The 21,726-nt window shown below is 70.6% G+C and carries 17 protein-coding genes; 7 read left to right on the top strand and 10 right to left on the bottom strand.

The genetic code is table 11. The features are described from left to right. Positions 1 to 2,103: protein kinase (locus AC31A1_RS21940; protein ID WP_489654941.1), on the bottom strand; the 2,103-nt coding region annotated here is incomplete at its 3' end. A gap of 164 nt (positions 2,104 to 2,267) precedes the next feature. Beyond that, positions 2,268 to 4,793 carry a serine/threonine-protein kinase gene (locus AC31A1_RS21945; protein ID WP_489654950.1) on the bottom strand — a complete coding sequence of 842 codons (2,526 nt, stop codon included), beginning with the start codon at positions 4,791 to 4,793 and terminating at the stop codon, positions 2,268 to 2,270. 170 nt (positions 4,794 to 4,963) lie between these two features. On the opposite strand from AC31A1_RS21945, the gene AC31A1_RS21950 reads away from it, so the two are divergent. Beyond that, entirely contained in the window at positions 4,964 to 6,133 is a 1,170-nt protein-coding gene (locus AC31A1_RS21950; RefSeq protein WP_489654942.1) for a serine hydrolase domain-containing protein, read from the top strand. 104 nt (positions 6,134 to 6,237) lie between these two features. Here AC31A1_RS21950 and AC31A1_RS21955 read toward each other — a convergent pair whose 3' ends face one another. Further along, positions 6,238 to 7,944 carry a glycerol-3-phosphate dehydrogenase/oxidase gene (locus AC31A1_RS21955; protein ID WP_489654943.1) on the bottom strand — a complete coding sequence of 569 codons (1,707 nt, stop codon included), beginning with the start codon at positions 7,942 to 7,944 and terminating at the stop codon, positions 6,238 to 6,240. A gap of 271 nt (positions 7,945 to 8,215) precedes the next feature. Between AC31A1_RS21955 and AC31A1_RS21960 the strand changes: the two genes are divergently transcribed. Together AC31A1_RS21960 and AC31A1_RS21965 are read left to right on the top strand one after the other, a co-directional pair. Further along, complete coding sequence (locus AC31A1_RS21960; protein ID WP_366489219.1) at positions 8,216 to 9,424, top strand: nucleotide sugar dehydrogenase; 1,209 nt, start codon at positions 8,216 to 8,218, stop codon at positions 9,422 to 9,424. Positions 9,425 to 9,560: 136 nt separating this feature from the next. Then, positions 9,561 to 10,112, top strand: coding sequence for a hypothetical protein (locus AC31A1_RS21965; protein WP_489654944.1), 552 nt, complete (start codon positions 9,561 to 9,563; stop codon positions 10,110 to 10,112). Between the two features lie 682 nt (positions 10,113 to 10,794). Here AC31A1_RS21965 and AC31A1_RS21970 read toward each other — a convergent pair. From AC31A1_RS21970 to AC31A1_RS21985, 4 genes are all read right to left on the bottom strand, one after another. Next, positions 10,795 to 11,919 carry a GuaB3 family IMP dehydrogenase-related protein gene (locus tag AC31A1_RS21970; RefSeq protein ID WP_033280066.1) on the bottom strand — a complete coding sequence of 375 codons (1,125 nt, stop codon included), beginning with the start codon at positions 11,917 to 11,919 and terminating at the stop codon, positions 10,795 to 10,797. Between the two features lie 105 nt (positions 11,920 to 12,024). Beyond that, positions 12,025 to 13,530: an IMP dehydrogenase gene (guaB, locus tag AC31A1_RS21975; protein WP_393759758.1), complete on the bottom strand. Its 1,506-nt coding sequence runs from the start codon at positions 13,528 to 13,530 to the stop codon at positions 12,025 to 12,027. Positions 13,531 to 13,707: 177 nt separating this feature from the next. Continuing rightward, on the bottom strand, positions 13,708 to 14,295 hold the full coding sequence (locus tag AC31A1_RS21980; RefSeq protein ID WP_328680015.1) for a sigma-70 family RNA polymerase sigma factor: 588 nt from the start codon (positions 14,293 to 14,295) through the stop codon (positions 13,708 to 13,710). 266 nt (positions 14,296 to 14,561) lie between these two features. Continuing rightward, positions 14,562 to 15,173 (bottom strand): response regulator transcription factor, encoded by a 612-nt coding sequence (locus AC31A1_RS21985; RefSeq protein WP_003948568.1) that lies wholly within the window; start codon positions 15,171 to 15,173, stop codon positions 14,562 to 14,564. A 380-nt stretch (positions 15,174 to 15,553) separates the two neighbouring features. Here AC31A1_RS21985 and AC31A1_RS21990 point away from each other — a divergent pair, with 380 nt between their 5' ends. Then, positions 15,554 to 15,880 (top strand): WhiB family transcriptional regulator, encoded by a 327-nt coding sequence (locus AC31A1_RS21990; RefSeq protein ID WP_019055584.1) that lies wholly within the window; start codon positions 15,554 to 15,556, stop codon positions 15,878 to 15,880. Positions 15,881 to 15,971: 91 nt separating this feature from the next. Here AC31A1_RS21990 and AC31A1_RS21995 read toward each other — a convergent pair whose 3' ends face one another. Beyond that, positions 15,972 to 16,871: a LysR family transcriptional regulator gene (locus AC31A1_RS21995; RefSeq protein ID WP_489654945.1), complete on the bottom strand. Its 900-nt coding sequence runs from the start codon at positions 16,869 to 16,871 to the stop codon at positions 15,972 to 15,974. An 80-nt stretch (positions 16,872 to 16,951) separates the two neighbouring features. On the opposite strand from AC31A1_RS21995, the gene AC31A1_RS22000 reads away from it, so the two are divergent. From AC31A1_RS22000 to AC31A1_RS22010, 3 genes are all read left to right on the top strand, one after another. Then, a complete protein-coding gene (locus tag AC31A1_RS22000) occupies positions 16,952 to 17,620 on the top strand; it encodes an MOSC domain-containing protein (RefSeq protein ID WP_489654946.1) in 669 nt (222 codons plus the stop codon). A gap of 108 nt (positions 17,621 to 17,728) precedes the next feature. Further along, positions 17,729 to 18,502: an SDR family NAD(P)-dependent oxidoreductase gene (locus tag AC31A1_RS22005; RefSeq protein ID WP_489654947.1), complete on the top strand. Its 774-nt coding sequence runs from the start codon at positions 17,729 to 17,731 to the stop codon at positions 18,500 to 18,502. Between the two features lie 71 nt (positions 18,503 to 18,573). Beyond that, positions 18,574 to 19,281, top strand: a complete 708-nt coding sequence (locus AC31A1_RS22010; RefSeq protein ID WP_489654948.1) for an ester cyclase — start codon at positions 18,574 to 18,576, stop codon at positions 19,279 to 19,281. Positions 19,282 to 19,374: 93 nt separating this feature from the next. On the opposite strand, the gene groL is transcribed toward AC31A1_RS22010, so the two are convergent. Both groL and groES read right to left on the bottom strand, forming a co-directional pair. Further along, entirely contained in the window at positions 19,375 to 21,000 is a 1,626-nt protein-coding gene (groL, locus tag AC31A1_RS22015) for a chaperonin GroEL (protein WP_489654949.1), read from the bottom strand. A 150-nt stretch (positions 21,001 to 21,150) separates the two neighbouring features. After that, a complete protein-coding gene (gene groES / locus AC31A1_RS22020) occupies positions 21,151 to 21,459 on the bottom strand; it encodes a co-chaperone GroES (RefSeq protein WP_019055579.1) in 309 nt (102 codons plus the stop codon). Positions 21,460 to 21,726 lie beyond the last annotated feature (267 nt).

The raw sequence follows: 21,726 nt of genomic DNA on the forward strand, positions 1-21,726 counted from the left end.
GCCGTAGGGCGCGGGGTCCGCGCCGTGGGGGCGGGGGTCGGTCCCGTGAGCCGGGGCATTCGCGCCGTAGGGACGGGCCTCTCCAGCGTAGGCCGAGGGGTCAGCGCCGTGGGCAGAAGGATCCGCGCCCTGAGAGCGGGGGACGCCACCACGGGCCGGGGCATTCGCGCCGTAGGAACGGGTGTCTCCGCCGTAGGGCGGGGCCTCCGGGCCGTAGGCCGCAGTGTCCGCGCCGTAGGCCGACGCATCCGTGCCGTGGGGACCGGCGTCGCGGCCGTTGGCCGAGGGGTCAGCGCCGTGGGGGCGGGCATCGGCACCGTGGGCCGGGGCACCCGGGCCGAACGCAGAGTCGCCCGCGCCATAGGGACGGGACTCCCCCGCGCGCGCCGACGCGTCCGCATCGTAGGGACGGGTGCCGTAGACCGGAGCGTCCGGGCCGTACGCCGAGGCGCCCGCGCCATAGGAGCGGGCCTCTCCCTCGCGCGCCGGCGCGTCCGCATCGTAGGGACGGGTGCCGTAGACCGAAGCGTCCGGGCCGTGCGCCGAGGCGCCCGCGCCATAGGGACGGGACTCTCCCTCGCGCGCCGACGCGTCCGCATCGTAGGGACGGGTGCCGTAGGCCGAAGCGTCCGGGCCGTGCGCCGAGGGGCCCGCGCCGTAGAGGCGGGGCTCTCCCTCGCGGGGCGGAGCGGTCACGCCGGGGAACGTGCCTGTTCCCCCGGGGGGCGGTGCACCGGCGTCGCCGTCCTGCGGAGGGTACGGTCGGTCGCCCTGCGTGGCCGGGGCCGGGCCGCCGGTGCCGGGGCGCGGTGTTGCGCCGTGCCAGGCGGTGTTGCGGACGCCGTAGGGGTCGGCTATCTGGCCCGGGGGTGTGGTGCCGGCCGGGTGCTGCTCCACACCTTTGCCGCCGGAGTACGGCAGTTGGGCCGAACCGTTGGCCTGGGCGGTGCCGTGCTCGCCCTCGACCGCGGGCCGGGCACCGGGGAGTGCCGGGCGCTGCTGGGTGTCCTGGACCCGGGCGGCGGCTCGCGCGCCCGCGCGGTACGCGGCGATCGCCCCGGCCCGCGCGGCCCGGACGTCACCGCCGACTTCCGCGTCACGGCGGGCCGGCGCGGCGGAGGACGCGGTCGCGCCACCGCCCTCCGCGCCGACTCCGGGCAGCCCTCCGGCGGCCCGCGCCTCGATCGCGGCCCGCCGGGCGGCCTCGGGGTCCACCGCACCGGGGCCTACGGCGGCCGTACCCGCGCCGGTTCCGCCACCCGCGCCGCCGAAGCCGATCGCGCCGCCGCCACGGGAGTTACCGGGGACCGCAGGGACCGTAGAACCGCCGGAAGCCCTGGGAACGGCCGACGCCGTCGAGCCTGCCGGAGGGAGGGAGCCGCCCGGGGCCGTAGAACCCGCGCGCGGCACGGAGCCGGCCTGGGCCCTGAAACTCGCCGGTACCGGTGCCGCTCCGCCACCGCCTCCGCTGTCCTCGCCGTCCTGGGGCGGCACCGGGTCGTAGCCGCACAGTGCCTCCTCGGCCGCGCCCACCGCGAGGCCGGTCAGCATGACGCGGCCGTCGTCGCAGACGAGCACCGTGCGCGCGGTGATGTTGCGGTGGACCCAGCCGTGCGCGTGCAGGACCCGCAGCGCCATCAGCACGTCGGAGGCGACCTCGGCCGCCCGGTACGGCGACAACGGCTTCTCGGCGAGCAGCGCGGCGAGCGGCTGGGCGGACACCAGTTCGCTCACGATCCACAGCGAACCGCCCTCGGCGAACACGTCGAAGACCTGGTCCAGCCGGGGATGGTCGGGGATCCGCGCCGCGGCCTGCGCGGCCTCGACCGCGCGCCGTACCGCAGGATCGGAGGGCCGCCGCGTCGCGGTCCGCGCCGCGGCCGGCCGCCGCGCCCCGCGGTCGCGCGCCGTGAACCCGTCGGGCAGCCCGTCCTCGCCGAGCACCTCCGCCTCGACGACCTCCGGCAACGGCACCTGGCGCACCAGGACTTCCTGCCCGCTGTAGGTGTCGAAGGCCCGGGTCTCGGTGAGTTCGTACTCGTCGGAGGGCGGCAGCGGCAGGCGGTAGCGGTCGGCGAGCACCCGACCCGCATAGTCGTCCACGTTGCCTCCCCCGGCCGCCCGGTTGGTCAATTCCGTTCGCCTTGCGGCCCGTTCCGCCCACATACCTGGATGCGTACGGTCCTCAACCACTCACGATACGTGCCGGAGGCAACCCACAAAGAGGGGTTGACGGATCTGGCGCGCCAAACCCGGACCCACCCGCCTCACGACTTCGGTTCGAACGTCTTCGTCAGGGTCGTCCAGGTGTCCTTACGAAGCTCAGTACCCCAGTCGGCCGCCTTCGCGGTGTACATGAGCGCGTATCCGAGATGACTGTTGACGACGAACCCGCGGTCGATGGTGCGGTACTTCGTCCCACCGTCCTCATAGGTGAACTCCCAGTCAGCCGTGTTCCAGCTCCGGTAGTCCACCTTCTCTATTCGGATCCGCGTGTACCCGGAGCGCGTCATGTACTGCTCCTGGTTCTGCCAGTCCGCCACCGGATTGTTCTTCGGCGTACCGGTCCAGGCGATCAGCAGCTTCTGCCCGTCGGGGCCGGTCAGCCGGACTCCGGCGGAGTCGGTCGACTGGTACGACCACCCGGCGGGCAGGCCTATCGAGAAACCCTGGCTGCCCTTGTACGTCTTCACGACCGCGGCGCCGCCCGAGGAGCCGTCCGCCTCGTCACCGCTCCCGCCGGACGCGCCCGTACCGGAACTCGCCGTACTCCCCGAGGCCGATGCCGTCGCCGTTGAGTCGGTCTGCGCACCGCCCGTGCTCCCGGTGTCGCCGCTGTCCTTCTTGGTGTCGGGGCTCGCACTCGCGCTCGCGCTGACACTGCTGTCCGCCTTGGCACCGCTGGTGTGCTTCGACCCCTTGGAGCCGTCGTCATCGCCACCGAGCGTGAACGCCAGCACGACACCGATCACCGCGAGGACGATGACGACCGCGATGATCACCAACGTCCGCTTCGGCACCACGTCCGTGAGCGGCGCCCTCGGCACCGGCCGCGGCGGCAGATCCGGCGGCGTCATCACGGGCCACCCTGAACTCCGCCCGCCCGAACCCGAGTTGGCCGACCGAGTACTCGACTCGTGCGTCGCGGCGCCCAGGGCGCGAGTACCGGAGTCCCGGGTACCGGAGTCCCGCAGGCCCGTCTCCCGCAGCCCGGACGACTGCACACCGAGATCACGCGTACCGGGGTCACGTGCGCCCGAGTCACGCGTACCCGAGTCCGACGCACCGCCCTTCGCCGCCGAGCCGGCCGCAGTTCCGGAACCGGCCGTGGCGTCGGTACCGACGCCGGCCGCAGTTCCCGCACCGGCCACCGTCCCGGAACGGTTCGCCGGACCAGAAGCGCCTCCCGACCGAGCCGAAGGCACCCCGGGCGTCCGAGGCCCGGCAGCGGCAGACCCTGAACTCCCGTCGGCAGCCGCGCTCTTCGCCCCACCGGAGCCGGCGCTCCCAGCGGCACCGGAGCCGCTCTTGCCCGAGGTACCGGCAACGCCGGCCGAACCAGCCCCGGCGGCAGCAGCCGCGCCGGCACGCGAGCCCGCGCCCGCACCCGAGCCGCCCGGCTTACCAGCAACGGGAGTTGAAGCCGCACCAGAACCCGAACCCGTAGCCGGACTCGCACCCGCACCGGGACTCGTGGCAGAACCCGCAGTCGCACCTGAACCCGCGGCCGCCGAAGTCGTGGCCGCTCCGGCCCCCGCGGAACCCCCCGCGGCCTTCCGCATGGACCGCAACGCCCCACGCAACCGCTCGGCCCCCGCCGAGGGACCCGAACTCCCGCTCCCGCCACCGCTCTTCTTGCCGCCGGACTCCGCGGGCCCCGGCTGCGCGGGCAACGGAACCACCCTCGTCGCGTCCGCCGGCTCCGGCTCGGCCTTCGGCTCGGGCGCGTGGATCACCGCGTTGAGCATCGCCCGGGCACCCGCGTCGTCGAGACGCTGGGCCGGGTCCTTGTTCAGCAGGCCGTAGATGACGTCCTTCAGCGGCCCGGCGTTCTTCGGCTCCTCCAACGGCTCCGTCATCACCGCGGTGAGCGTGGCGATCGCGGAACCCTTGTCGTACGGCGGTGCGCCCTCGACCGCCGCGTACAGCAACCCGCCGAGCGACCACAGGTCGGCCGCCGGACCCGGCTTGTGCCCGCGGGCCCGCTCCGGCGAGATGTAGGAGGGCGCGCCGACGAGCATGCCGGTGGAGGTGATCGACGGGTCGCCCTCGACCTGCGCGATACCGAAGTCGGTGAGCACGACCCGGCCGTCCTCGGCGATCAGCACGTTCGACGGCTTCACGTCGCGGTGCAGGATGCCCTCGCGGTGCGCGGACCGCAGGACGTCGAGTATCGCGAGCCCGACCTCCGCCGCGCGGCGCGGCTCCAGCAGGCCGTCCTCCCGGATGGCCTCGGCCAGCGACTTGCCCTCGACCAACTCCATGACGATCCACGGCCGGTCGTCCTCGTCGACGACGTCGTAGACCGTCACCGCGCTGGTGTTGCGGATCCGTGCGATGGCCTTGGCCTCGCGCAACGTCCGCGTGATCAGCCGGCGTTTCTCGTCCTCGTCGATGCTGGACGGGAACCGCAGCTCTTTGACGGCGACCGTCCGGCCCAGGGTTTCGTCCTCGGCACGCCACACCGTGCCCATGCCTCCGCGGCCGAGCACTGCTCCCAACCGGTACCGCCCGGCGAGGAGACGTTCGCTCTTGTCCTGACGGGATGTCCCCGCCCGCTCCGCCTCCGACATGCGTCCCCTCATGCAACCCGCCCTGACAGAGCCTCCATTGTCCCCCACCGAACAAGTGCCCAACGCCCAGGGGGCCTCTCCCCGAGCACCGGCGGCACATCCGGTCGCATATCCGCCGCAGGTCACACAGCCAAGCCGGGCAGGATGACCGGTGAGAACGGAGGATCACGATGCCCACACCTCGGACACTGCTCGCCCTTCCGGTGTCCCTGGCGCTCCTCTGCCTGTCCACGGCCGCCTCCCAGGCCCACCCGGCACCGGACACGAACGCCCTGGTCAGACTGCTCGTCACCCGGGGCAGGGCGCCCGCCGCGGCCCTACTGGCCCACGACAGCAAGGGCGTTGACACCGCACCGACCGGGACGGACCACCCGCGGACCGGGACGGGCGACCCACAGGCCGGAACCGATGACACACGGGCCGGGACGGACATCGCCCAGGCCGAGTCCGACTACGCACTCGGTACGACCAAGTACGCACAGGCCGGAACAGGCATCAGCCGTGCCGACCACTTCCGCGCCGGCAGCATCACGAAGACCTTCATCGCGACGGTGATCCTCCAACTGGCCGCCGAACACCGGCTGTCCCTGTCCGACACGGTGGAGCGGCACCTGCCCGGTCTGGTACACGGAGCGGGCAACGACGGGCGCGCGCTGACCCTCCGTTCCCTGCTCACCCACACCAGCGGCCTGTACGACTTCACCGCGGTCACCGGGGGCACGGTCCCCGTCTCCCCAACTCAGGCCGTCCGTATGGCACTCACCCACCCTCCGGCCGATCGAGGCCGCTTCTCCTACTCGAACACCAACTACGTCCTGCTCGGCCTGGTGATCCGACAGGTCACCGGCAACTCGTACGCCACCGAGGCCGAGCGCCGCATCATCGCTCCGCTGCGTCTGACGGGCACCTCCTTCCCGGGCTCCCGCACCACTCTTCCCTCGCCGCACGGCCGCGCCTACGCCACCGACGGCTCCGACGTCACCGATCTCGACCCGCGGGTGGCTGGCGCCTCGGGCGAGCTGGTGACCACGCTCACCGACCTGGACCGCTTCTACTCGGCCCTGCTCGGCGGCGCACTACTGCCCCCGCACTGGCTGCGCGAGATGCTCGACACCCGTACCGCACACGGCTCGTACGGCATGGGCCTGTTCCCGGTGAAGCTTCCGTGCGGCATCACGGTGTGGGGGCACAACGGCCGTATCTCCGGCAGCTACGTGCGCACCGCAGCCACCGTCGACGGCCGTCGTGTCCTCACCTTCCGTGTGAACACGAGCGAGATAGCGGACCCCGGTCTCGAACCGGCCCTGCTCGCCGCCGAGTTCTGCCCCCGCACCTCGTAGAACGGCCGGGTTCCGGACAAAGATCCCAGTTCGCGACACTCGTTCGAGTGAAGCCGACGGTGACTGCGGCGAACCTCGGGCGACTCCGACCGCACCCCGGGTCCCTACAGCGGCGCGATGTCCGGCGCCCCCAACCGCGCCGCGTCCGCCGTCAGGTCGTCGGGCTGGCGTTGCGACTCCCGCTCGGCCTCCACCCGCTTCTCGTAGTGCTCGACCTCGCGCTCGATCTGGTCCTTGTCCCAGCCGAGCACCGGTGCCATCAACTCGGCCGCCTCACGGGCGCTGCGCGTGCCCCGGTCGAAGGTCTCGATCGAGATGCGGGTGCGGCGGGTGAGGACGTCGTCGAGGTGCCTGGCGCCCTCGTGCGAGGCGGCGTAGACGACCTCGGCGCGCAGGTAGTCGTCGGCGGCCTGGAGGGGTTCGCCGAGCGTGGGGTCCTTGGCGATGAGGTCGAGGACCTCCTCCGCCATCGACCCGAAACGGTTCAGCAGATGCTCCACGCGCACCACATGGATGCCGGTCTTGGAGGCGATCCGTGCCCGCGCGTTCCACAGCGCCCGGTATCCCTCCGCGCCGAGCAGCGGCACGTCCTCGGTGACGCACTCGGCGACCCGCATGTCGAGCCCGTGCACCGCCTCGTCCACGGCGTCCTTGGCCATCACCCGGTACGTCGTGTACTTGCCGCCCGCCACGACGACGAGCCCCGGAACCGGATGCGCGACCGTGTGCTCGCGCGACAGCTTGCTCGTGGCATCCGACTCACCGGCCAGCAACGGGCGCAGTCCCGCGTACACACCCTGGACGTCGTCTCTGGTCAGCGGCACCGCGAGCACCGAGTTCACGTGCTCCAGCAGGTAGTCGATGTCGGCGCTGGACGCGGCGGGGTGGGCCTTGTCGAGGTCCCAGTCGGTGTCGGTGGTGCCGACGATCCAGTGCCGGCCCCACGGGATCACGAACAGCACGGACTTCTCGGTGCGCAGGATCAGCCCGCTGGAGGAGTTGATGCGGTCCTTGGGGACGACCAGGTGGATGCCCTTGGAGGCCCGCACGTGGAACTGGCCGCGCTCGCCGACCATCGCCTGGGTGTCGTCGGTCCACACGCCCGTGGCGTTCACGATCTGCTTGGCGCGGATCTCGTACTCCCCGCCCGCCTCGACGTCCTGCACCCGGGCGCCGACCACGCGCTCACCCTCGCGCAGGAAACCGGTCACCCGCGCGCGGTTGGCGACTTTCGCGCCGTACGACGAGGCCGTGCGCACCAGGGTGGCCACATAGCGGGCGTCGTCCATCTGCGCGTCGTAGTACTGAAGGGCGCCGACCAGGGCGTCCTTCTTCAAGGCGGGCGCCACGCGCAGGGCGTGACGGCGGCTCAGGTGGCGGTGGGTGGGCAGGCCCCGGCCATGGGCGCGGGCCATGGACATCGCGTCGTAGAGCGCGACGCCCGAGCCGGCGTACAGGCGCTCCCAGCCCTTGTGCTGGAGCGGGTACAGGAACGCCACGGGCTTCACCAGGTGCGGGGCCAGCCGCTCCAGCAGCAGTCCGCGCTCCTTGAGCGCCTCGCGGACGAGGGCGAAGTCGAGCATCTCCAGATAGCGCAGACCTCCGTGGATGAGCTTGCTCGACCTGCTCGATGTGCCGGACGCCCAGTCGCGCGCCTCGACCAGTCCCGTGGACAGGCCGCGCGTCACCGCGTCGAGAGCGGTGCCCGCGCCGACCACGCCTCCGCCCACCACGAGCACATCCAGTTCGCGCTCGGCCATTCCCGCCAGTGCCTCGGCTCGCTGCGCCGGACCCAGTGTCGCTGTCCTCACCGCTGCCTCCCGCTATCGGTAGCGCCGGCCGCACCCGTTCGGCGAAGCCCGGTTCGTATCCCTCCTGCCCAAATTCTGACCGGGTTGCCCGACTTCAGCCACCACTCGCCCCCAGCCTGTGGACAACAATCACAGGACTGCCGAAAAACACAGCCGTCCAATCCCGCATAACGGTCATATTTACTCCTAGTCTGACATTGCGCTCGCTCGTTCTGTCCACAGGGCTTGCGCACCTGTCCCGCTTCGGTTATTGGGAAGGACGGCCCACGCCATGCCCGCAGATCTCGCCGTCATCGGACTCGGTCCTCTCGGCCTGCCCCTGGCCCAGGCCGCTGTCGCCGCCGGTATCGCCACGGTCGGCTTCAAGACCGGTCCTGAGGCCGGCTCCCTCAGCCCCGCCGAACTGCGCCGGATGCTCTCGGGGGGCTTCCGGCCGGCCACCAACCCCGCCGAGCTCGGCCGCGTACGCACCGCTGTGATCTGCGCGCCGACCCCCCGGGACGCCGACGGCGGCCTCGACCTCAGCCAGGTGGAGACGGCCGCCCGCGCCCTCGCGGCCCACCTGCGCCCGCACACCACGGTGATCCTGGAGTCACCGGTGCACCCCGGCACCACCGAGAACTTCCTGCGCCCCCTCCTCGAAGAGGGATCAGGTCTCCGGGCGGGCCGCGACTTCCACCTCGCCTACTCCCCCAGCCGCATCGACCCCGGCAACCGCGACTTCACCCCGGCCAACACCCCCAAGGTGATCGGCGGCCTCACCCCGGCCTGCACCGAGTCGGCCGCCGCCTTCTACGGCCGCCTCACCGACAAGGTGGTACGCGCGCGTGGCCTGCGCGAAGCGGAAACCGTGCAGCTACTGGAGACCAACTTCCGGCACGTCAACATCGCCCTCGTCAACGAAATGGCCGTCCTGTGCCACGACTTGGGCGTCGACCTCTGGGATGTCATCCGCTGCGCCGAGACCAAGCCGTTCGGCTACCAGGCCTTCCGCCCCGGCCCCGGCGTAGGCGGCCACGCGGTACCCCAGGACCTGACCGGCCACGGCCCCCGCCCCCTCCGCATGGTCGAACTCGCCCAGCAGGTCAACAACCAGATGCCCCGCTACGTCATCCAGCGCGCCGCCACGCTCCTCAACGAGCACGGCAAGTCCGCGCGCGGAGCACGGGTGTTGCTGCTCGGCGTCACCTATAAAGCCGACCTCGCCGACCAACAGGGCACCCCCGCCCAGGAGATCGCGATCCGCCTCATGGAACTCGGCGCCTCCGTCAGCTACCACGACCCCCACATCCCGTCCTGGAGCGTCCTGGACCGCCCGGTCCCCCGCGCGGACTCCCTCTACGAGGCGGCGGCCGACGCCGACCTGACGATCCTGCTCCAGCAGCACCGGACGTACGACCTCCAAGGCCTGTCCGTGAAAGCCCAGTTGCTGCTGGACACGCGCGGGGCGACACCGACGGGCGCGGCACACCGGCTCTGAGCACGAAAACGACTGGTCACAGGGTCACGTCGACCTGCTAATCTCCCCACACTCGTCGCACAGCTGTCGCATATCTGCGCGCACGCGACTCCGCTTCACTTTTCCTGTCTTCGCATCCCGTGGGGGGATTTCTGTCATGAGCGAGTCAGTCACGCCACCGCAGCCACAACCGGAGGCCCAGCCGCAGGCGCCCGCGCAGCCGCAGCCGGTCGACGGCAACCCGTACGCCCAGCAGCCCGGTGCCGTACCGCCGCCCCCGGCTCCGTACGCCCCGCCCGCTCCCCAGCGGAACACCATGGTGCTCGGCCTGGTGACCGCCGTCGCCGCGGCCCTGGTCGCCGCCGGCATCTACGGTGTCGTCATCGGCACCACCAAGCACGAGATCGGCTGGGCGGCGGTCGGCGTCGGCTTCGTGATCGGCCTCGCGGCGGGCAGGCTCGGCGGGCGCAACCCCGCGCTTCCCGTGGTCAGCGCCGTGCTGGCCCTGGGCGCGGTGTACCTCGGCCAGCTGGTCGGCGAGGCGATGATCGGCGCGGACGAACTCGGCGTGAACTTCAGCAAGGTGTTCTTCGACCACTTCGACGTGGTCCAGGAAGCCTGGAAGGCCGACGCCGACCCGCTCACCTTCGTCTTCTTCGCCATCGCGGCGTTCGCCGCGTTCTCCGGCACCAAGAAGGCGGCGCTCTGACCCCGGCGCGCGGGGTGTGCAGGGGGGCGCTTGAGGCGGAGTGTGCGTCGGGGGCTGGTGGCGTGCGACTCGCGGCGCCGGTACCGTAAGAAACAGGTGGAACCGGCCGTAGCGGGCTACTGCGGTTGGCTCTTGAAAAGTGAACGGAGTATCCACCCCTAGTTCATATAGGGGGTGGCCGCTGACCTTCCACCAACAAGGTGGAGCCCACCGCAGTAGGCCCTGCGGTGAGCTCCTGAAAAGTGAACGGAGTGTCCACCCCTAGTTCTTGTGGGGGTGGCCGCTCACTTTCCGCCGTGAATCCACAAGATCCACCTCCTCCGTTGCTTCACCATCCGAAGACGGATCCGGTCCCAGCGGGTGGGCTTGCGGTGACGACCCATGGGTGCGCCCCCTTCCGCGACGCCACCCATTGGCCCGGTAGGCGGCTCGTCGGAACTCGGGCCGGGCCCCGAGAGCCCGGGTCCGGAACCATGTCCCTGGAAGGGGGCGACCCAAAAGAACAGGGCCGCCGATCAAGGACACTAGCCGCCCGACACGGCCAAACGGCTCACAATCACCCCGAACGCAACCGTGCGCCCTCCAGTCCCAACACGCGCCCCACCACCCCCACTTGGGCACACGAAAGGGCCCGGACCACTCAGGCCCGGGCCCTTCGAAGCGTCGTAGAACCGCCTACCGCCTACCGCTTGTGCTGCGAGTCGGCCACCGTGACCTCGACCCGCTGGAACTCCTTCAGCTCGCTGTACCCGGTCGTCGCCATCGCGCGCCGCAGCGCCCCGAAGATGTTCATCGAGCCGTCGGGGATGTGGGACGGGCCGGTGAGGATCTCCTCGATCGTGCCGACCGTGCCGAGGTCGACCTTCTTGCCGCGCGGGAGTTCCTCGTTCACCGCCTCCATGCCCCAGTGGTGGCCCTTGCCCGGCGCGTCCGTCGCGCGGGCGAGCGGGGAGCCCATCATGACCGCGTCCGCGCCGCAGGCGATCGCCTTGGGGAGGTCGCCGGACCAGCCGACGCCGCCGTCGGCGATGACGTGCACGTACCGGCCGCCGGACTCGTCCATGTAGTCGCGGCGGGCGGCGGCGACGTCGGCGACAGCGGTGGCCATCGGGACCTGGATGCCCAGGACGTTGCGCGTGGTGTGCGCCGCGCCGCCGCCGAAGCCGACGAGGACGCCCGCCGCGCCGGTGCGCATCAGGTGCAGGGCCGCGGTGTACGTGGCGCAGCCACCGACGATCACCGGGACGTCCAGCTCGTAGATGAACTGCTTCAGGTTCAGCGGCTCGTGCGAACCCGACACGTGCTCCGCGGAAACCGTCGTACCGCGGATGACGAAGATGTCCACGCCCGCGTCGACGACGGCCTTGGAGAACTGGGCCGTGCGCTGCGGGGAGAGCGCGGCGGCGGTGACCACGCCCGAGTCGCGCACCTCCTTGATGCGCTGCCCGATCAGCTCCTCCTTGATGGGAGCGGCGTAGATCTCCTGGAGGCGGCGGGTCGCGGCGTCCACGTCCAGCTCGGTGATCTCGTCGAGGAGCGGCTGCGGGTCCTCGTACCGTGTCCAGAGGCCTTCGAGGTTCAGCACGCCGAGGCCGCCGAGCTCGCCGATGCGGATCGCGGTGGCCGGGGAGACGACCGAGTCCATGGGGGCGGCCAGGAAGGGCAGTTCGAAGCGGTAGGCGTCGATCTGCCAGGCGATCGAGACCTCCTTCGGGTCCCGCGTACGGCGGCTGGGGACGACGGCGATGTCGTCGAAGGCGTACGCCCGGCGGCCGCGCTTGCCGCGCCCGATCTCGATCTCAGTCACGTGTGTGGCCTTTCCTTCTGCGTCTCAGCGTCTTCCAGTATCGCCGACGAGCACGACAAGGGCGGCCCCGGTGTGTCCGGAGCCGCCCTTGAGGAAGCCTGCCGACTACTTGCTGCGGCTGTAGTTCGGTGCCTCGACCGTCATCTGGATGTCGTGCGGGTGGCTCTCCTTGAGGCCCGCCGACGTGATCCGGACGAAGCGGCCCTTGGTCTCCATCTCCCCGATGGTGGCCGCGCCCACATAGCCCATGGTCTGGCGCAGCCCGCCGACGAGCTGGTGCAGCACGTTGGCCAGCGGGCCGCGGTAGGGCACCTGGCCCTCGATGCCCTCGGGCACGAGCTTGTCGTCGGAGGCGACCTCGGCCTGGAAGTAGCGGTCCTTCGAGTACGACCGGCCCTGGCCGCGGGACTGCATCGCGCCGAGCGAGCCCATGCCGCGGTACGACTTGAACTGCTTGCCGTTGATGAACTGCAGCTCGCCCGGCGACTCCTCGCAGCCCGCGAGGAGGCTGCCCAGCATCACCGTGTCGGCGCCGGCGGCGAGCGCCTTGCCGATGTCGCCGGAGTACTGCAGGCCGCCGTCGCCGATGAGCGGAACGCCGGCCGCGCGGGCGGCGAGGGAGGCTTCGTAGATGGCGGTGACCTGCGGGACGCCGATCCCGGCGACGACACGGGTCGTACAGATCGAGCCGGGACCGACGCCGACCTTGATGCCGTCGACACCGGCGTCGATCAGGGCCTGGGCGCCGTCGCGGGTGGCTACGTTGCCGCCGATCACGTCGACGCCGACGCTCGACTTGATCTTCGCCATCCAGTTGAGGGCGTTGCTGTTGTGGCCGTGCGAGGTGTCGACGACCAGGAAGTCCACACCGGCCTCGGCCAGGGCCTGGGCGCGCTCAAGGGCCTCGGGGCTGGCGCCGACGGCGGCGCCGACGATGAGGCGGCCCTCGGCGTCCTTGGCGGCGTTCGGGTACTGCTCGGCCTTGACGAAGTCCTTGACCGTGATGAGGCCCTTGAGGATGCCGGCCTCGTCGACGAGGGGCAGCTTCTCGATCTTGTGGCGGCGCAGCAGCTGCATGGCGTCGGCGCCGGAGATGCCGACCTTGCCCGTGACCAGCGGCATCGGGGTCATGACCTCGCGCACCTGACGGGAGCGGTCGGTCTCGAAGGCCATGTCGCGGTTGGTGACGATGCCGAGCAGCTTGCCGTTGCCGTCGGTCACCGGGACGCCACTGATGCGGAACTTGGCGCACAGCGCGTCGGCCTCGCCGAGCGTGGCGTCCGGGTGCACGGTGATCGGGTCGGTGACCATGCCGGACTCGGAGCGCTTCACGAGGTCGACCTGGTTGACCTGGTCCTCGACCGAGAGGTTGCGGTGCAGGACACCGACACCGCCCTGGCGGGCCATCGCGATCGCCATCCGCGACTCGGTCACCTTGTCCATCGCCGCGGAGAGCAGCGGGATGTTGACCCGGACGTTGCGCGAGATGCGGGACGAGGTGTCGACCGCGTTCGGGAGCACGTCGGACGCGCCCGGCAGCAGCAGCACGTCGTCGTAGGTCAGCCCTAGTGTCGCGAATTTGGCGGGCACTCCGTCGACGTTGGCAGTCATGACACCTTCCCCAAATGGCCTTGATCGGTGCGGATGTCCATGCTAACGGGAAGCAGGGGCCCCGAATTCCACGATTCCACGGCTGTGACCGACTCCGGGCTTCGTATGTTCGTACGTGATCGGTCGGCCAGCTGTTCAAGGAAGGCACCGCGAGCGAAGGCGCTGCTACGGAAGGCCCTACTGCTCGGCCAGTGCCCGCAGTCGGCTCAGTGCCCGGTGCTGGGCGACCCGGACCGCGCCGGGTGACATTCCCAACATCTGGCCGGTCTCCTCGGCGGTGAGGCCGACGGCGATGCGCAGCAGGAGCAGTTCTCGCTGGTTCTCCGGCAGGTTGGCCAGGAGTTTCTTGGCCCATTCGGCGTCGCTGCTGAGCAGGGCGCGCTCCTCGGGGCCCAGCGAGTCGTCCGGGCGCTCCGGCATCTCGTCGGAGGGGACGGCCGTGGAGCCGGGGTGGCGCATCGCGGCGCGCTGGAGGTCGGCGACCTTGTGGGCGGCGATGGCGAAGACGAAGGCCTCGAAGGGGCGGCCGGTGTCCTTGTAGCGGGGCAGGGCGAGGAGGACGGCGACGCAGACCTCCTGGGCGAGGTCCTCCACGAAGTGCCGTGCGTCGCCCGGGAGTCGGGACAGCCGGGTGCGGCAGTAGCGCAGGGCCAGTGGGTGGACGTGGGCGAGCAGATCGTGGGTCGCCTGCTCGTCTCCGTCGACCGCGCGAAGGACGAGTCCACCAATCGCCCCTGGGGCCCTGGCCGCCTCGTCGTCACGCATCGGTCCATGGTGCCTTGCGGCCGAAGGGTCCGTGGCACCGCGTCCGTTGTTGTGCACCGAAGCGTTATGAGCAGGTGCGCCGGAAGTCATCTCCTGCGCCCTCCCCTCCCGCTCGACCGACTCGTCCCCGAGGAACTCCACACCTCAAGGATGCGGCATCCGCGGCGAAACGAGCAGCGGGTGCCCGGCGGGCCCCTTCACCGTCCCCGCCCACCCGGTGGCGGGCGGGGATTCTCGTATCCCCGCTACGACCCACTGACCTGGTCCTAACGGACCAGACCCCACCGGAAACCGAGCGCCACGGCGTGTGCCCGGTCCGAGGCGCCGAGTTTCTTGAAGAGCCGCCGTGCGTGTGTTTTGACGGTGTCCTCGGAGAGGAACAGCTCACGGCCGATCTCCGCGTTGGAGCGGCCGTGGCTCATCCCTTCGAGGACCTGGATCTCGCGCGCGGTGAGCGTCGGTGCGGCGCCCATCTCGGCGGACCGCAGCCGGCGCGGGGCCAGTCGCCAGGTCGGGTCGGCGAGGGCCTGGGTGACCGTGGCCCGCAGTTCGGCGCGCGAGGCGTCCTTGTGCAGATAGCCGCGGGCGCCGGCCGCGACCGCGAGGGCCACGCCGTCCAGGTCTTCGGCGACGGTGAGCATGATGATGCGTGCGCCCGGGTCGGCGGACAGCAGCCGCCGCACGGTCTCGACACCGCCGAGTCCGGGCATGCGTACGTCCATCAGGATGAGGTCCGAGCGGTCGGCACCCCAGCGGCGGAGGACTTCCTCGCCGTTGGCCGCCGTCGTCACGCGCTCGACACCGGGCACGGTCGCGACCGCGCGGCGGAGCGCCTCTCGGGCAAGCGGGGAGTCGTCACAGACGAGGACGGATGTCATGGCCGCCCTCCGCAACTGATGCGCGTCACCTTGAGCCTCCAGGCTGGTACGAAATCGTCACCTGTGCGGTCGACCGTCTCGGACGCCTGTCCGAGCGCTTGTGTTTTCAACCGCCTCGCACTCTCAACGACGGTCACTCGAAAGAGTTACGGGGCCGTGTGCCATCTTCGGCACTCTACGTGAGGGTGCGGACACGGTGGAGACGTGCGCGGCCGACCCACAAGCTTTCATCACAACCGGTGCCCCATTCAGCCCTATTTCTTCCCTTTTGCTGGTGTCTGAGGCTAGATTCGCAATGAGTCATATTTTCATCTCCTTAGATCGTAGTTGTACGGTCGTGGACACCGTATCCGCCCATAACGGCTACAAGGGGTCACGCAATGGCAGATTTCTCCCGCCTTCCCGGACCGAACGCGGACCTGTGGGACTGGCAGCTCCTGGCTGCCTGCCGAGGGGTCGACAGCTCGCTCTTCTTTCATCCCGAGGGCGAGCGCGGTGCGGCACGAAGCGCTCGTGAGAACTCGGCCAAAGAGGTCTGCATGAGGTGCCCGGTCCGCGCACAGTGCGCGGCGCACGCGCTGGCGGTGCGCGAGCCGTACGGCGTCTGGGGCGGCCTGACCGAGGACGAGCGCGAAGAGCTCATGGGGCGTGCCCGCAACCGGCTGGTGTCGGCTTCGGCCGCCGGGGACATGGCTTCGAACAACTGAAGGAACGTTTCTCCAACTAGCTCCCCACCAGGGGCACGCTCAGCTCTCCACCAGGGGCACGCGCACGCGTGCCCCACTATTTTTCGCGGGCCTATTTTTCGCGGGCCGCCCGCGCCAGCTGGTCCAGGGTCGCCGCCACCGCCGGCACCCGCGCCAGGTCGGGCAGCGTCAGCGCGACGATCTCCCGCCGCACCGCCGGTTCCAGCGTCACCGTCCGCGCTCCCCTGGGCCGTACGGACTCGATGGCGAGCTGGGGAAGGACGGCGACGCCCAGGCCCGCGCTCACCAGGCCGACGACCGCCGGATAGTCGTCGGTCGCGAAGTCGATGCGCGGGGTGAAGCCGGCCCTCTCGCAGACCTCGACCAACTGGCCCCGGCAGCGCGGGCAGCCGGCGATCCAGGGGTCGTCGGCGAGTTCGCCGATGGCGACCGACCCCGCGCGCGCGTGCCGGTGTTTTTCCGGGACCAGGGCGACCAGGCGGTCACGGAGCAACGGTCGTACCACCAGGTCGGACCAGTCCTCGGCGCCCGCCGCCGTCTCGTAGCGGAAGGCGAGTGCGATGTCGCAGTCGCCCTCCCGGAGGAGGTCGACGGAGTTCGGCGGCTCGGCCTCCTCCAGGGAGACGCGGGTGCCGGGGTGCGCGGCGCGCAGGGCGGCCAGTGCGGTGGGGACGAGCGTCGAGCTGCCGCTGGGGAAGGAGACCAGGCGGACCCGGCCCGCGCGCAGGCCCGCGATCGCGGCGACCTCCTCCTCGGCCGCCGTCAGGCCGGCGAGGATGCCGGCGCCGTGCCGGACCAGGGCCTCCCCCGCCTGGGTCAGACGCATCTCACGGCCGGTGCGGATCAGCAGCGGGGTGCCGACCGAGGTCTCCAGGGCCTTCATCTGCTGGCTGACGGCGGGCTGGGTGCAGCCCAGTTCACGCCCGGCCGCCGAGAAGGAGCCGGTGGCGGCGACGGCGCGCAGCACACGGAGATGACGGGCCTCGATCATGCACCGAGCATAAGGTCCTCTTGGGTACGGCGACGAATAATGCGCCGCACCTTTGGGGCGCTCTCGTCTACCGTGCCGTCATGAAGCTTCTCTCGCTGAATCTGGGCCGGGCCACGGCCGTGCCGTACACGGACCAGCCCGACGGGGTGACCGGCATCGACAAGCGGCCGACCGACGCGCCCGTGCGGGTGAGCGCGCCCGGGCCGAAGGGCGTCGCCGGGAGCGGGCTGGCCGGGGACGCGGTGTGTCACCGGCGGCACCACGGGGGCGACGACCAGGCGGTGTACGCGGTCGCGCGTGAGGATCTCGACGACTGGGAGCGGGAGTTGGGGCGCCCACTGGCCAACGGTTCGTTCGGGGAGAACCTGACGACCCTGGGGCTCGACGTGTCCGGCGCGCGGATCGGCGAGCGCTGGCGGATCGGTCCCGAGGTGGTCCTGGAGGTCACCTGCGGGCGTATCCCGTGCCGTACCTTCCAGGACCATCTGGGCGAGCGGGGGTGGGTGAAACGGTTCACCGCCAAGGGTGCGCCGGGGGCCTATCTGCGGGTGATCGAGCCCGGTGAGATACGGGCGGGCGACGCGATCGAGATCGTGCACCGGCCCGGCCACGACGTGACGGTGGCCCTGCAGTTCCGTGCCGTGACGACCGAGCGGGAGCTGCTGCCGCGGCTCCTTCCGGCGGGCGAGGCGCTGCATCCGGAGTCACTGGCGCAGGCCCGGAAATATGTCGCGGAGTACCCGGGCTGACCTGCCGTCACGGCCCGTTCGACACGTTGTTCGACACGTGTTCGTCACGGATCGGGAGGGCCTGTGCAGAGATCGGACCGGCTTGCTCCGGGTCACTAATCTTGCGCCATGACAACGGCATTGATTACGGGATCGACCGCGGGGATCGGTGCCGCGTTCGCGCGGCGGCTCGCGGCGGACGGACACAACCTCGTGCTGGTGGCGCGGAACACCGAGCGGCTCGGGGAGCAGGCGACCGAACTGCACGACCGGCACGGCATCGAGGCGGAGGTGCTGACCGCCGACCTGGCCACGGACCAGGGCATCGACACGGTGGCCGCCCGCCTCGCCGACCGCAAGAACCCCGTCGACCTGCTGGTCAACAACGCGGGCTTCGGCAACAAGGGCCGCTATCTCGACGTACCGATGGCCGACGAGCTGAAGATGCTCAAGGTGCACTGCGAGGCGGTGCTGCGGCTGACCAGCGCGGCGACCGAGGCGATGCGGGAGCGCGGGCGCGGCGGGGTCGTCAACGTGGCGTCTGTGGCGGCCTTCGTACCGCGCGGGACGTACGGCGCGTCGAAGGCGTGGGTCGTGCAGTTCACGCAGGGCGCGGCCAAGGACCTGGCCGGCAGCGGCGTACGGCTGATGGCGCTGGCGCCCGGCTTCGTGCGGACCGAGTTCCACGAGCGGGCCGGGATGGGCACGGACAACATCCCGAACTGGATGTGGCTGGACGCGGACAAGCTGGTCGCGGCGGCGCTCGCGGATCTGTCACGCGGCAAGTCGCTGTCGATCCCGGACCCGCGCTACAAGGCGCTGATGGGTCTGGTGAAGGTGACTCCGCGGGCGGTGCTGGGCGGTGTCACGTCCAGGACCGGGCGGAAGTACGGCCCCCAGTGACGGGGTGACGCCGCCGCTCCGGTGGGACAATGGGCACATCTACCGGACCCAGGGGGGCCGGAGGCGGTGTCATGACGTTCGTACAGCTCATCGACTGCAAGACCAGTCGGTTCGACGAGATGAACCGGCTGATGGACACCTGGGTCGAGCAGACCAAAGGGAAGCGGACCGCCGCCCACAGCGTGATCGGCAAGGATCGTTCCGACGCCTCCCACTTCGTGGAGATCGTGGAGTTCCCCTCGTACGAGGAGGCGATGCGGAACTCGAAACTGCCGGAGACCGACCGGATCTTCCGGGAGATGGTCGCCCTGTGCGACGAGACGCCGACGTTCACGGACCTGGACGTGGTGCGGGACGAGGCGCTGTACGCGGCCACCGTACGACGGTTCTTCGAGACGGTCGCCGTGCCGGGCGAACTGCCGCCGCTGGACGGTCTGGTCGCCGAGAACTATCACGACCACGATCCCTCGAACGAGCAGGACACCGTGGGGATGGACCAGCTGCGGGCCGAGGTCGGGACGTGGCGCGGCGGCTTCGACATGGCGTTCACGGTCGAGGACCAGATCTCCCAGGGCGACCGGGTGGCCACCCGTTGGACCTGGAACGCCACCCACACCGGTGACTTCATGGGGATTCCGGCCAGCGGCAAGAAGGTCGTGATGACCGGGACGACCACCTTCCGGTGCCGGGACGACGGGAAGATCGCCGAGGGCTGGTGGCAGTACGACCGGCTGGGGCTGATGGCTCAGCTGGGGGCGCTGGACGCGCTGGAGCGCTGAGCGCGTCGGGGCAGGACCCCGGCAACAGGACCGCCCGCGAAGGGAGAAGCCCCCGTTCCGCACCGGAACGGGGGCTTCTTCGTGCGGGGTGACTCAGTGGGAGTGGCCGTGGCTGTGACCACCGGCGGCCGGCTCCTCCTCTTCCTTCTTCTCGACGACCAGGGTCTCGGTCGTGAGGAGCAGGGAGGCGATGGAGGCGGCGTTCTCCAGGGCGGAGCGGGTGACCTTGACCGGGTCGATGACGCCGGCCTTGACCAGGTCGCCGTACTCGCCGGTCGCGGCGTTGAAGCCCTGGCCCTTTTCGAGCTCGGCGACCTTGGAGGTGATGACGTAGCCCTCCAGGCCGGCGTTCTCGGCGATCCAGCGCAGCGGCTCGACGACCGCGCGGCGCACGACCGCGACACCGGTGGCCTCGTCGCCGGTCTTGTCGAGGTTGCCCTCCAGGACCTTGGCGGCGTGCACCAGAGCGGAGCCACCACCGGAGACGATGCCCTCCTCGACCGCGGCGCGGGTCGCGGAGATGGCGTCCTCCAGACGGTGCTTCTTCTCCTTCAGCTCCACCTCGGTGGCGGCACCGACCTTGATCACGCACACGCCGCCGGCCAGCTTCGCGAGGCGCTCCTGGAGCTTCTCGCGGTCCCAGTCGGAGTCCGTGTTCTCGATCTCGGCCTTGATCTGGTTGACGCGGCCCACGACCTCGGAGGAGTCACCGGCACCGTCGACGACGGTCGTGTCGTCCTTGGTGACCGTCACGCGGCGGGCGGAGCCCAGCACGTCCAGGCCGACCTGGTCGAGCTTGAGGCCGACCTCCTCGGCGATGACCTGACCGCCGGTGAGGGTGGCGAGGTCGCCGAGCATCGCCTTGCGGCGGTCGCCGAAGCCGGGGGCCTTGACCGCGACCGCGTTGAACGTGCCGCGGATCTTGTTCACGACCAGGGTCGACAGGGCCTCGCCCTCGACGTCCTCGGCGATGATCAGCAGCGGCTTGGAGGCGTTGGCCTGGATGACCTTCTCCAGCAGCGGCAGCAGGTCCTGGATGGAGCTGATCTTGCCCTGGTGGATGAGGATGTACGGGTCTTCGAGGACCGCTTCCATGCGCTCCTGGTCCGTCACGAAGTACGGCGACAGGTAGCCCTTGTCGAAGGCCATGCCCTCGGTGAAGTCCAGCTCCAGACCGAAGGTGTTGGACTCCTCGACGGTGATGACACCGTCCTTGCCGACCTTGTCCATCGCCTCGGCGATGAGCTCGCCGACCTGGCTGTCCTGCGCGGACAGCCCGGCTACGGCGGCGATGTCGGCCTTGTCGTCGATGGGCCGCGCGGTGGCGAGCAGCTCGTCGGAGACGGCCTTGACGGCGGCGTCGATGCCCTTCTTCAGGGCGGCCGGGGAGGCACCCGCGGCGACGTTGCGCAGGCCCTCGCGCACGAGCGCCTGGGCGAGCACGGTGGCGGTGGTGGTGCCGTCACCCGCGATGTCGTTGGTCTTGGTCGCCACCTCCTTCACCAGCTGGGCACCGAGGTTCTCGTACGGGTCCTCCAGCTCGACCTCGCGGGCGATGGTGACACCGTCGTTGGTGATGGTGGGGGCGCCGAACTTCTTGTCGATGACGACGTTGCGGCCCTTGGGGCCGATCGTCACCTTCACCGTGTCGGCAAGCTTGTTGACGCCGCGCTCAAGGGCGCGACGGGCGTCCTCGTCGAACTTCAGGATCTTCGCCATGGGAGCGGTTCAGCCCTCTCGGAAAACGTGGGTGAAACGAACTACGCCCCTGACGCCCGGCTTCATAAGGTCGCGGGGGCCAGGGGCGCAGCTCACTGCAAAACTGGGTGTATCGGTGAAGCTCAGTACATCCGGGTGGTACCGGGTGAACTACTTCTCGATGACCGCGAGCACGTCGCGGGCCGAGAGGACGAGGTACTCCTCGCCCTGGTACTTCACTTCGGTGCCGCCGTACTTGCTGTACAGCACGATGTCGCCGGTCTGGACGTCGAGCGGCAGGCGCTCGCCGTTCTCGAAGCGACCCGGGCCCACGGCGAGGACGACGCCCTCCTGGGGCTTCTCCTTCGCGGTGTCCGGAATGACCAGGCCAGAGGCCGTGGTCTGCTCGGCTTCGAGCGCCTGGACCACAATGCGGTCTTCGAGCGGCTTGATGGCAACCTTGGAGCTGGCGGTCGTCACGATCCGACCTCCCCCTTCGGAGATCTCACGGGGTTAACTGTCTGAGGTGGCGACCAGGTCGATCCGTCGTCGCGGGTGCCGGACCTGCCCGTCGCTATTGGCACTCTCCAGGGGGGAGTGCCAGGTCTGAGACTATGACTGCGATTAGCACTCGGTCAAGCGGAGTGCCAATGCCCGCGGCGCCGCACCGGAATTTTGCCGTCGCCCTGAGCTGTCTGGCGGACCCGTGCTTGACCCCGCCGCCCCTGGCGGGCTGCGCCCCCAGAC

The sequence above is a fragment of the Streptomyces sp. P5F9 genome, assembly GCF_057961495.1.

What these genes read in the sequence shown, in the direction of transcription:
- AC31A1_RS21945 (WP_489654950.1), bottom strand. Translation starts at nt 4,793, where the DNA reads ATGTCGGAGGCGGAGCGGGCGGGGACATCCCGTCAGGACAAGAGCGAA.
- AC31A1_RS21950 (WP_489654942.1), top strand. Translation starts at nt 4,964, where the DNA reads ATGCCCACACCTCGGACACTGCTCGCCCTTCCGGTGTCCCTGGCGCTC.
- AC31A1_RS21960 (WP_366489219.1), top strand. Translation starts at nt 8,216, where the DNA reads ATGCCCGCAGATCTCGCCGTCATCGGACTCGGTCCTCTCGGCCTGCCC.
- AC31A1_RS21965 (WP_489654944.1), top strand. Translation starts at nt 9,561, where the DNA reads ATGAGCGAGTCAGTCACGCCACCGCAGCCACAACCGGAGGCCCAGCCG.
- guaB (WP_393759758.1), bottom strand. Translation starts at nt 13,530, where the DNA reads ATGACTGCCAACGTCGACGGAGTGCCCGCCAAATTCGCGACACTAGGG.
- AC31A1_RS21980 (WP_328680015.1), bottom strand. Translation starts at nt 14,295, where the DNA reads ATGCGTGACGACGAGGCGGCCAGGGCCCCAGGGGCGATTGGTGGACTC.
- AC31A1_RS21985 (WP_003948568.1), bottom strand. Translation starts at nt 15,173, where the DNA reads ATGACATCCGTCCTCGTCTGTGACGACTCCCCGCTTGCCCGAGAGGCG.
- AC31A1_RS21990 (WP_019055584.1), top strand. Translation starts at nt 15,554, where the DNA reads ATGGCAGATTTCTCCCGCCTTCCCGGACCGAACGCGGACCTGTGGGAC.
- AC31A1_RS21995 (WP_489654945.1), bottom strand. Translation starts at nt 16,871, where the DNA reads ATGATCGAGGCCCGTCATCTCCGTGTGCTGCGCGCCGTCGCCGCCACC.
- AC31A1_RS22000 (WP_489654946.1), top strand. Translation starts at nt 16,952, where the DNA reads ATGAAGCTTCTCTCGCTGAATCTGGGCCGGGCCACGGCCGTGCCGTAC.
- AC31A1_RS22005 (WP_489654947.1), top strand. Translation starts at nt 17,729, where the DNA reads ATGACAACGGCATTGATTACGGGATCGACCGCGGGGATCGGTGCCGCG.
- AC31A1_RS22010 (WP_489654948.1), top strand. Translation starts at nt 18,574, where the DNA reads ATGACGTTCGTACAGCTCATCGACTGCAAGACCAGTCGGTTCGACGAG.
- groL (WP_489654949.1), bottom strand. Translation starts at nt 21,000, where the DNA reads ATGGCGAAGATCCTGAAGTTCGACGAGGACGCCCGTCGCGCCCTTGAG.